The sequence below is a fragment of the Henriciella sp. genome, assembly GCF_049649345.1.
Lineage (GTDB): Bacteria > Pseudomonadota > Alphaproteobacteria > Caulobacterales > Hyphomonadaceae > Henriciella.
The window spans coordinates 1-8,226 of the sequence record NZ_JBARZC010000269.1 but is presented as its reverse complement, the minus strand read 5'-3'; the positions used below and the strand labels follow the sequence as shown (position 1 = coordinate 8,226).

The 8,226-nt window shown below is 60.0% G+C and carries 11 protein-coding genes; 9 read left to right on the top strand and 2 right to left on the bottom strand.

Translation table 11 applies throughout. The features are described 5' to 3' along the window. Window positions 1-618: cytochrome ubiquinol oxidase subunit I (locus tag WA989_RS07135; RefSeq protein ID WP_424339814.1), on the bottom strand; the 618-nt coding region annotated here is incomplete at its 3' end. 127 nt (window positions 619-745) lie between these two features. After that, the gene (locus WA989_RS07130) at window positions 746-1,252 is read right to left on the bottom strand and encodes a hypothetical protein (RefSeq protein WP_424339813.1); all 507 of its coding nucleotides are present in this window, start codon (window positions 1,250-1,252) and stop codon (window positions 746-748) included. Window positions 1,253-1,389: 137 nt separating this feature from the next. On the opposite strand from WA989_RS07130, the gene WA989_RS07125 reads away from it, so the two are divergent. The 9 genes from WA989_RS07125 (at window position 1,390) to WA989_RS07085 (ending at window position 8,215) form a co-directional block, all read left to right on the top strand. After that, on the top strand, window positions 1,390-2,007 hold the full coding sequence (locus tag WA989_RS07125; protein WP_424339812.1) for an HAD-IA family hydrolase: 618 nt from the start codon (window positions 1,390-1,392) through the stop codon (window positions 2,005-2,007). Window positions 2,008-2,118: 111 nt separating this feature from the next. Then, window positions 2,119-3,297 carry a tRNA 2-thiouridine(34) synthase MnmA gene (mnmA, locus tag WA989_RS07120; protein WP_424339811.1) on the top strand — a complete coding sequence of 393 codons (1,179 nt, stop codon included), beginning with the start codon at window positions 2,119-2,121 and terminating at the stop codon, window positions 3,295-3,297. Window positions 3,298-3,504: 207 nt separating this feature from the next. After that, window positions 3,505-3,777 carry a DUF1153 domain-containing protein gene (locus tag WA989_RS07115; protein ID WP_424339810.1) on the top strand — a complete coding sequence of 91 codons (273 nt, stop codon included), beginning with the start codon at window positions 3,505-3,507 and terminating at the stop codon, window positions 3,775-3,777. 128 nt (window positions 3,778-3,905) lie between these two features. After that, window positions 3,906-4,577 carry a hypothetical protein gene (locus tag WA989_RS07110; protein ID WP_424339809.1) on the top strand — a complete coding sequence of 224 codons (672 nt, stop codon included), beginning with the start codon at window positions 3,906-3,908 and terminating at the stop codon, window positions 4,575-4,577. Continuing rightward, window positions 4,574-5,509, top strand: a complete 936-nt coding sequence (locus WA989_RS07105; protein WP_424339808.1) for a flagellar motor switch protein FliG — start codon at window positions 4,574-4,576, stop codon at window positions 5,507-5,509. The genes WA989_RS07110 and WA989_RS07105 overlap by 4 nt, the downstream gene beginning before the upstream one ends. Further along, window positions 5,506-5,871 (top strand): hypothetical protein, encoded by a 366-nt coding sequence (locus tag WA989_RS07100; protein WP_424339807.1) that lies wholly within the window; start codon window positions 5,506-5,508, stop codon window positions 5,869-5,871. The genes WA989_RS07105 and WA989_RS07100 overlap by 4 nt, the downstream gene beginning before the upstream one ends. 91 nt (window positions 5,872-5,962) lie before the next feature. Then, on the top strand, window positions 5,963-6,223 hold the full coding sequence (locus WA989_RS07095) for a FliM/FliN family flagellar motor switch protein (protein ID WP_424339806.1): 261 nt from the start codon (window positions 5,963-5,965) through the stop codon (window positions 6,221-6,223). 131 nt (window positions 6,224-6,354) lie between these two features. Next, window positions 6,355-7,362, top strand: a complete 1,008-nt coding sequence (locus WA989_RS07090) for a flagellar biosynthesis protein FlhF-like protein (protein WP_424339805.1) — start codon at window positions 6,355-6,357, stop codon at window positions 7,360-7,362. Window position 7,363: 1 nt separating this feature from the next. Beyond that, the gene (locus tag WA989_RS07085; RefSeq protein WP_424339804.1) at window positions 7,364-8,215 is read left to right on the top strand and encodes an AAA family ATPase; all 852 of its coding nucleotides are present in this window, start codon (window positions 7,364-7,366) and stop codon (window positions 8,213-8,215) included. Window positions 8,216-8,226: the final 11 nt, after the last annotated feature.

Genomic DNA, 8,226 nt, shown 5'->3' with positions numbered 1-8,226 from the left:
AAACGCGCCTGCCGCCATGATCACCGCTGCTGTCGTGATGAAAGCCGCCAGCATCATGTGGACGTAGCGCGCCGGAAAACTCGGATTGAAGATGACGGCCCAGAAGTCGGTGGCGTAGTAATTTCCTGTCACCGGGTCGATGGCGTGGCCGGCGGGGGTCTGCATCCAGCTGTTTGCCGAGAGAATCCAGAAAGCCGAAATCGTGGTGCCGATGGCGACCGCGCAGGTCGCCGTGAAGTGCAGCTTGTTTCCGACACGCTTCCAGCCAAACAGCATGACGCCGAGAAAGGTCGCCTCCAGGAAGAATGCGGTCAGCACTTCATAGCCAAGCAGCGGGCCGATCACACTGCCCGCCTTGTCAGAGAAGACCGACCAGTTGGTGCCGAACTGGTAGGACATCACGACGCCGGAGACGACGCCCATCGCAAAGGCCAGCGCGAAGATCTTGATCCAGTGCAGATAGAGCCGCTTGAAGACGTCGCGTTTTGTCCAGAGCCAAAGACCCTCGCAGACCGCCAGGAAAGCAGCCAGCCCTATCGTGAACGCCGGAAACAGAATGTGAAACGCGACGACAAAAGCAAATTGCAGGCGCGACAGGATGAGTGCGTCGAGTTCCATCGGGGGACTCCCAGGTTCAGATCAAGGTACAGGAGGTTGAGCGGGTCTCAAAACGCAAACCGGTCGCGCGTCAGTATAACGCAATCGGCATGGGACTCGTGCCGGACATTTGGATGTCGAAGAGCGATCAGAAACGCCGCTGCGCTTCCTCGATACCGAGCGAGGCGTGCACACAGAGCCGGGTGACATGCTCGCGCACGGCAAGGTTCAGCATGGCCTGCTCCATACGCTGGCGCTTGCGCGAATATCCAGCCTTCATCCAGCAGGTTTCGACAAGATGGAGCCTGGCCGTGTCGGACCCCGTCGAGGTCAGATTATAGTCGCTTATGCTGCGCTCGATGGAGCCGTCTTGGTCATCCGTCTCGAACTGGGTTTCATACCGGATACGGCTTGGCCATTCGCAGACATCCACCTCAAAACTGTAAATCACGTCCGGCCTGACAGGGTCCGTCGCACGGAACCGGCCGATCGACCCCATCGGCTCATCCAGGAACAGAAAACCACGCTCGCGTAACGCATTGCCAGGTGAGCCAAAGTCCAGAAGATCGAACAGCCGCTCGATCGGAGCTTCTGCACCCAGCCCAACCTCGATCTCGACCGGCTCTTCAATAAAGAGCTGACGCGCGACACTCATGATTTAAGATCTCCCGGTCCCTTGTCCCTGCCCGGCTGAGTGTCGTAAAGCCGCCCTTCCAAAGGCTTGCTGAATTCCGTGAAATTTGATGCAACCGACGTGTTTCTTTGCGTAACGAGATGAAAGTTCAGACACATATGCCTTCACTCCGTCACAAGCTGATCGCCTGGGATTTTGACGGCGTGCTCAATGCCAATGTGCGCGATGGCGTTTTCGTCTGGATGAACACATTCGAACGCGACACCGGCCTCTCCATCGGCTCGCTCGCAAACTATCTTTTCAACGGCCGTTTCCAGAAGGCCATGGTGGGCGAAGCCGACCTGCATGAGCTTGTCGGCGAATGGGCAGAGATTGAAGGCGTGCCTCACCGGGCCGGCGAAGTTGTCGATTACTGGTTCGACCGGGACCACATTCCCGACGAGAAAACCCTGTCGCTCGTTCGCAAGGCCCGCGCGGCGGGCGCGGTAAACATCATCGCCACGAACAACGAGGTCCACCGCGCCAAGTGGATCGAGGAAGTCGGCTTCGGTGAGCACATGCATACGGTCTTCGCTGCCGGCCGGATGAAGCTCGCCAAGCCTGACCTTGCCTATTTCGCCCATATCGAAGAGGCGATGGGATATAGTGGCGAGGACATCATCCTGATCGATGACATGGAGGAGAATGTCATCGCAGCTCGCGAGCATGGATGGTCGGCGTATCTGTTCGAGCCCGGCTGCCACGATGCGCTCGCACGCAAGCTCGGCCTTAGCTGAGCCGGGCAAGCTGACAAGACGCCCGTTTTACACTATGTAACGCGCGATTGCCGCATCCCAGCGGCGCGAAACCTGTTTCTGCTTCGGGCCTTGAACCCGCTGGAGGATGATATGACTGACCTGAAGACCGCCCCGACGGGCGCGCTCAATTCGCTTGGCTTCGCCAACCCCCCATCTGAAACGCGCGTTGTCGCTGCCATGTCTGGTGGCGTCGATAGTTCTGTTGTCGCTGCCATGCTGGCCGAAGAAGGCTATGACGTGGTCGGCATTACGCTGCAGCTCTATGATCACGGCGCGGCCATCGAAAAGAAGGGCGCCTGTTGCGCTGGCCAGGACATCCATGATGCGCGCAATGTCGCCGACCAGATCGGTATCCCGCATTATGTGCTCGACTATGAAAGCCGGTTTCGCGAGCAGGTGATGGAAGACTTCGCCGATGCCTATCTCGCAGGCTCGACGCCGATCCCGTGCATCCGCTGCAATCAGACTGTGAAATTCTCGGACCTCCTTCGCACAGCAAAGGAGCTCGGCGCCGACTGTCTGGCGACCGGGCATTACATCCAGCGCGTCGATGGGGCGAATGGCCCAGAACTGCAACGCGCCGCCGATCCGTCGCGCGATCAGTCCTACTTCCTGTTTGCCACCACACGCGAGCAACTCGACTATCTGCGCTTCCCGCTCGGCCACCTGCCGAAGACGCAGGTGCGCGAGCTTGCCGAAAAGTACAATTTGCCCGTCGCTGCCAAGCCTGACAGCCAGGATATCTGTTTCGTGCCGCAGGGCTCCTACGCCGATGTGGTCAAGAAGATGCGGCCCGGCGCCGGTCGCGGCGGCGATATCGTTCATATCGACGGGCGCGTCCTCGGCCAGCATGAAGGCGTCATCCATTATACGATCGGACAACGCCGCGGCCTCGGTGTCGCGACGGGTGAGCCGCTCTTTGTCGTTAAAATCAACGCCGCGAGCCGAAAAGTCATCGTAGGCCCTCGTGAAGCCCTGCTGACAGCGGGCCTGACCATGGAAGAACTGAACTGGCTCGGTGATGGATCGCTGGAAGACGCATGTGATGCTGGCGCGCAGGTGCTGGCGCGCGTGCGCTCGACCAGAGAGCCGCTTCCGGCGCGCCTCGGCTGGCACAGCAATCAACCTGCAGTGTATTTCGACATCGCTGAAGAAGGCGTCGCCAAGGGGCAGGCCTGTGTCCTGTACGAATTGTCATCTAAAAATCGCGTAATGGGCGGCGGCTTTATTTCGGCGACAATCCCGGCCGATCAACGCATTTCAGCCTAAAACTGCACGATTCTGTGCAGTTCCGGGACACTTGCCCCATGCCGGGACAGGTTTGCGAACATGCGTTTAACGCAGTCGGCAAGAACGTTTTGAATTTTCATGAAAACTCACAGGTCTCGCTGAAATCTGATTTAATATGCCTCGTGTAGACCCATTGGACGGGCGCAGAAGCGCTCACGGTATCAACCGCTAATAATGGTGGATCTCATGGCGCAGCAGAATGCGAAGACTTTGAGTGTACAAGGCCCTGACGGCCAACCTTTGACCAGGGACGACCTCCCTCCCCCCGGAATCAGCCGCTGGGTGACGCGCCGCAAGGCAGAAGTCGTCGCCGCGGTCCGGGGGGGGCTTCTTTCCCGCAAGGAAGCGTGCGAGCGCTACGCCCTGACGGAAGAAGAGCTGAATGGCTGGTCCCAGCTTTATGACAAGCATGGCTCCAAGGGTCTTCGAACCACACGCCTCCAGCAATACCGCGCCTGACCCGATTGGCATCTGGCACTCCATCCGGCTCGACACTTTATCGTTAAAGCGCCGTTTACGCTGATACGCCAATTTGGCCGCAGATTCCGTCATTCATTTCAAATGACGCTCTGCAGCAGGAAGACGCGATGTCAGCAAATAAGTCCAACATGCCCGGAGGCACGCGGCTCGCTGCGCTGTTTGCGCTCGCGATCACCGCGTGCCTCTTCGCATGGCGGGCCAACAGTTTCCTGACAGATCACGCCTCGCACAGATCAGATCTTTCAGCAGAACAATCGCAACTCGTCAGTCTCATCGAGCCTGTCCTCGGCAAGACGGCGTTCCGCTTCGCCCGTCATGAGCGCGGCGATGGAACGCAAAGCTTCCTGCTTCTCGTTGATGCCGCAGATGCGCAATTCCATCTCGCCCCGCAAACCCGCGACAGGATCGAGACCATTCTCGCAGCCGCCGCGGGCTATGAGGCGGATGCTGATACGCTGCAAATTCAGCCAATCGCCTTCGCAACAGGGCTGACAGGCGGTTTCACGCCAGCAGAACTCGCAGAACTTGGCGGCTTGCTGCTTCTGGCCGGCCTGATCGGATTTCTGCTTTTCACCCCGCGATCACACGTCACGCTGCAGCGAGAGCCAAAACGCCAGCCTGCCAATGACGCGGCGATGCTGCGGGCTGTGCCCCTGGGCGAACCAGTTGCCAGCCAAGATAGCTCGACCAAAGCCCAACGCGTCGCCCGCGACAATCCTCGCGAAACGGCGCAAATCCTGAGAAACTGGATGAACCCCAGCGAGGATGGCCCAGCATGAGCCTTCCAGCCCTCGTTCAGCCTCACCGCTCTACCTCCGGCCGCGGCATTACCCGCGCGGCGCGTCTGATGAAGATGCTCGGACCGGCAGCAAGCGGCGTGTGGGCAGAGCTGTCACCAGCCGAGGCCGACCAGCTCTCGGTCGCAATGAATGCAACCGCCGCGCCGCACCCGGACGAGCCGGATGCAGACGCCTTCCTCGCCGCTTTCGACCGCCATGACGCGCCTGCCGAAATCGACGCTTCCGGCAGCATCTGGACACGGCTCGGCAAGCTGGACCCGGCCGTTATTGCGCGCCATTTCGCGGGCGAAAACCCTCAGATCATCGCCGTCGTCCTTGCGCGCCTGGATCCGGACACAGCGGCGCGAACAGTGCGCGCATTTTCGCGTGACACCGCAATCGATGCGCTCCGCCGCATGCTCCACCTCGGCCGCATTCACAAGGATGCCATGGCGATCATCGAACAGGCTGCAACTGAGCTGGTCAGTGCCAATCCGGGCGCAAGCGCGAGCGATGGCCATGAAACCGTGGCCCGCATCTTCGACCAGCTTGGATCACGCGAAGAGCAATCCCTGCTGGCAGACCTCGATGCGCGCGAGCCTGGCGCGGGCGGGCGTGTTCGCGCCCTTATGTTTACCTTTGACGACCTCGCCGCGCTCGATCCGGGCGCAATTCAAACGCTTCTGTCGTCTGTCGATCGCTCCGATCTGGCCGTTGCTCTCAAAGGCTCGGCCAAGTCTGTGCGGGACACTTTCCTGAAGAATATGACCAAGCGCGCCGGCGATGTTCTGGTCTCCGAAATCGAAACGATGGGCCCGGTTCGCCGGTCCGACATCGACACGGCGCGTCAGGACATCATCCGGATCGCCCGCACGCTCACCCGCCGCGGCGACATCCTGTCTCCGGCTGCAGATGACGAGTTGGTGGAATGAGCCAGCGCGCCACCGCCAAAGTCACCCCGTTCGATTTCCGCTCGGATTTCGACACGTCTGAAGGACTGAAGACCGGGCAGGATGACCGTATCTCCATCAGTGTGGCCGAGCTTGCAGCGCTTCTTGAAGACACGCGCCAAAGCACAGCCGCGCTGGTACGCGACGAACAGCTTAAATTGCAGAGCGAGGCGCTCAAGGCCACGACAGAGCAGTTGAAGTCAGCGCTCGCCAACATTGTGCAGCTGGCAGAAACCCTTGAAAGATTGGACATTTCTGAATCCGATCGTGATGAGGTGACGACACAGGTCTGCCGGATCGCATCTGAGATGATTGACGGTCAGGGCAATCTCTTTCAATCCTGATCCGGTTGACTGCGGTCTCAATCGCGCCACGTTCACGCCTCAGAAACCATTTCGCAGCCAGTCTGCCGATTCGCAGCTTCGGAGCCTCTCCATGTCCAGCAATCCAGCACTTGAATCGAGCCTGATGGACGTGCCGGTCCGCGTGGACGTTGTGCTTGGCGAAGCGCGCATGCCGATCGAGACATTGCTCAATCTCAGCCCGAATGAAATTGTCGCGCTGGAAAAACGGACCAATGAACCGGTCGATATCTATGTCTCCGACCGTCTCATGGCACGCGGCCGTCTGGTCGTCGCTGGCGGCGAACTCGGCGTCAAACTTTCCGAGATTGTCGACGAGAAATACGCCGCCTGAGCATCACTCTTCGAGCTGAGCCCCTTGTGTCCACAGGAGTTTAAAAACGATTTCAGACTTCCTAACAAATCAACAGATTTCGTTAACCTTTCCGCGCCAATGTGTGATTCCAGAAGTGGAGTTTATTGCCCATGCGCATGAAAATGTTCGCAGCTGATACGTTTGAAGCCGCAAAGGCGGCAATCTTTGCCGAGATGGGCGAAGATGCGATCATACTTTCAGAACGTGAAGTTCCGGGCGGCGTGGAAGTCCGCGCCGCAACTGACAAGCTTGGCGGCGGTATGGTGCCGAGCGAGCCGCGCTTCCTGACGCGCATGCACGCAACGGGCGGCCACGCTCGTGCGAATGAAAATCCGATGCGCAACCGCATCCGCGACGCCCTGCTCTGGCACGGCGCACCGCCACGCTTCGCTGACCGGGTTGCCGACGCCGGCGCACCGATGACAGCACGCTCGCAGGATCCGGCAGACATCATGGCATCAGGCCTTGATGCACTGATCACCTGCGACCCGATCCCGGCCATGCCAACCCGCGATATTCTTCTCGTCGGCCCTCCAGGCCATGGCCGCACAGCGACTGCCGCCAAGATGACGCGCCGCGCCGCTGTCACCAATACCGAGATCATGCCGGTCGCCGCAGACCTCGACGCAACCGCCGGCGGCGCGCAACTCGCAGCCTATCTCGAGCTCGAGCAGCGCCAGATCCGCTCGGCCAGCACGCCAGACGCGCTTTTTGAACTGCTCAGAAACGCCCGCAAGGAGGGCTATCGCTGTGTCATCGATCTACCGGCGATCGTCCCCTTCGACGAAGAGGATATGGCAAGTCTGAAAGACCTGATTGCCGTCATTGATGCAGAGCCTGTCCTCGTCATGTCCGCTGAAGGCCACCCCGATGACCAGGCAGAGGCAGCCCGCGCCTTCGCCGCCGTCGGCGTGCGCCGCGCCATATTGACGAAGCTTGACGTCACCCGCAGACGCGGCGGCGCAGTCGCCGCTCTATCGGGCGCTGGGATCGCATTCTCACACCTTGCCGTTACCCCTTTCATAGGCGGCGGGCTCGTCCCTGCTGCGCCGGCAAGGCTATCGAAAATCCTGCTGGAAGAAGCTCCGGCAGACATCGCTTTGAGAGGAGCTGCATGATATGAGTTTCATGCTTCCAAAATCCATGGACAGGCCATCGGACATGCCCGGCAAGCGCACGCCTTCGCGTGTTCAACCCGGCTCGATCATCGCCGTCGCGTCAGGAAAAGGCGGTGTCGGAAAGACCTTCATGTCGATCACACTGGCAAGCGCCTTTGCACAGGCCGGGCAGAGAACCCTGCTCGTCGATGGCGACCTTGGGCTCGCCAATGTCGACGTCCAGCTCGGCATCGCGCCGGAGACCGACCTCGCAGCGGTTGTCGCAGGGTGGATCGAGCTCGAAGATGCTGTGATTGCCGTCGATGGCGGTGCTGGACAGGGCGGATTTGATGTCCTGCCGGGCCGATCCGGCTCAGGCGCGCTTGCGGAACTCTCAACTGAAGAAGTCTCCCGCCTCGCCGCGGGTCTGTCGGCATTGTCGCTCCAATATGACAAGATCGTGCTGGACCTCGGTGCCGGCATCGAAGCCAACTGCATGCGCCTTGCACGCGCAGCAGACCGCGCCCTCATGGTGATTACTGACGATCCCTCCTCGATGACGGACGGCTATGCCTTCATCAAGGTGCTTCGCGGCTATGCGCCGGATGTCGAACAGGGGATCATCATCAACCAGGCCCAAACGCGTGCCATGGGTCAGCAGACCTATGAAGCGATTGCGCGCGCCTGCAAGCAGTTCCTCGGATTCAGGCCCGCCCTTTCGGGTATCGTGATGCGCGATGAAAAGGTCCGCGAAGCGATTCGCAGCCAGAGGACGCTGATTTCCACAGATCCTTCAGCACAGCCTGTTCAGGACGCAATCGCGATCGCCCAGACTTTGATAGGCCACCGCGGCCAACAGGACCTCCACTGTTAAGAGGTATGAAC

Excerpts from the sequence above, each read along its gene's own strand:
- WA989_RS07130 (WP_424339813.1), bottom strand. The coding sequence starts at position 1,252 with ATGAGTGTCGCGCGTCAGCTCTTTATTGAAGAGCCGGTCGAGATCGAG.
- WA989_RS07125 (WP_424339812.1), top strand. The coding sequence starts at position 1,390 with ATGCCTTCACTCCGTCACAAGCTGATCGCCTGGGATTTTGACGGCGTG.
- mnmA (WP_424339811.1), top strand. The coding sequence starts at position 2,119 with ATGACTGACCTGAAGACCGCCCCGACGGGCGCGCTCAATTCGCTTGGC.
- WA989_RS07115 (WP_424339810.1), top strand. The coding sequence starts at position 3,505 with ATGGCGCAGCAGAATGCGAAGACTTTGAGTGTACAAGGCCCTGACGGC.
- WA989_RS07110 (WP_424339809.1), top strand. The coding sequence starts at position 3,906 with ATGTCAGCAAATAAGTCCAACATGCCCGGAGGCACGCGGCTCGCTGCG.
- WA989_RS07105 (WP_424339808.1), top strand. The coding sequence starts at position 4,574 with ATGAGCCTTCCAGCCCTCGTTCAGCCTCACCGCTCTACCTCCGGCCGC.
- WA989_RS07100 (WP_424339807.1), top strand. The coding sequence starts at position 5,506 with ATGAGCCAGCGCGCCACCGCCAAAGTCACCCCGTTCGATTTCCGCTCG.
- WA989_RS07095 (WP_424339806.1), top strand. The coding sequence starts at position 5,963 with ATGTCCAGCAATCCAGCACTTGAATCGAGCCTGATGGACGTGCCGGTC.
- WA989_RS07090 (WP_424339805.1), top strand. The coding sequence starts at position 6,355 with ATGCGCATGAAAATGTTCGCAGCTGATACGTTTGAAGCCGCAAAGGCG.
- WA989_RS07085 (WP_424339804.1), top strand. The coding sequence starts at position 7,364 with ATGAGTTTCATGCTTCCAAAATCCATGGACAGGCCATCGGACATGCCC.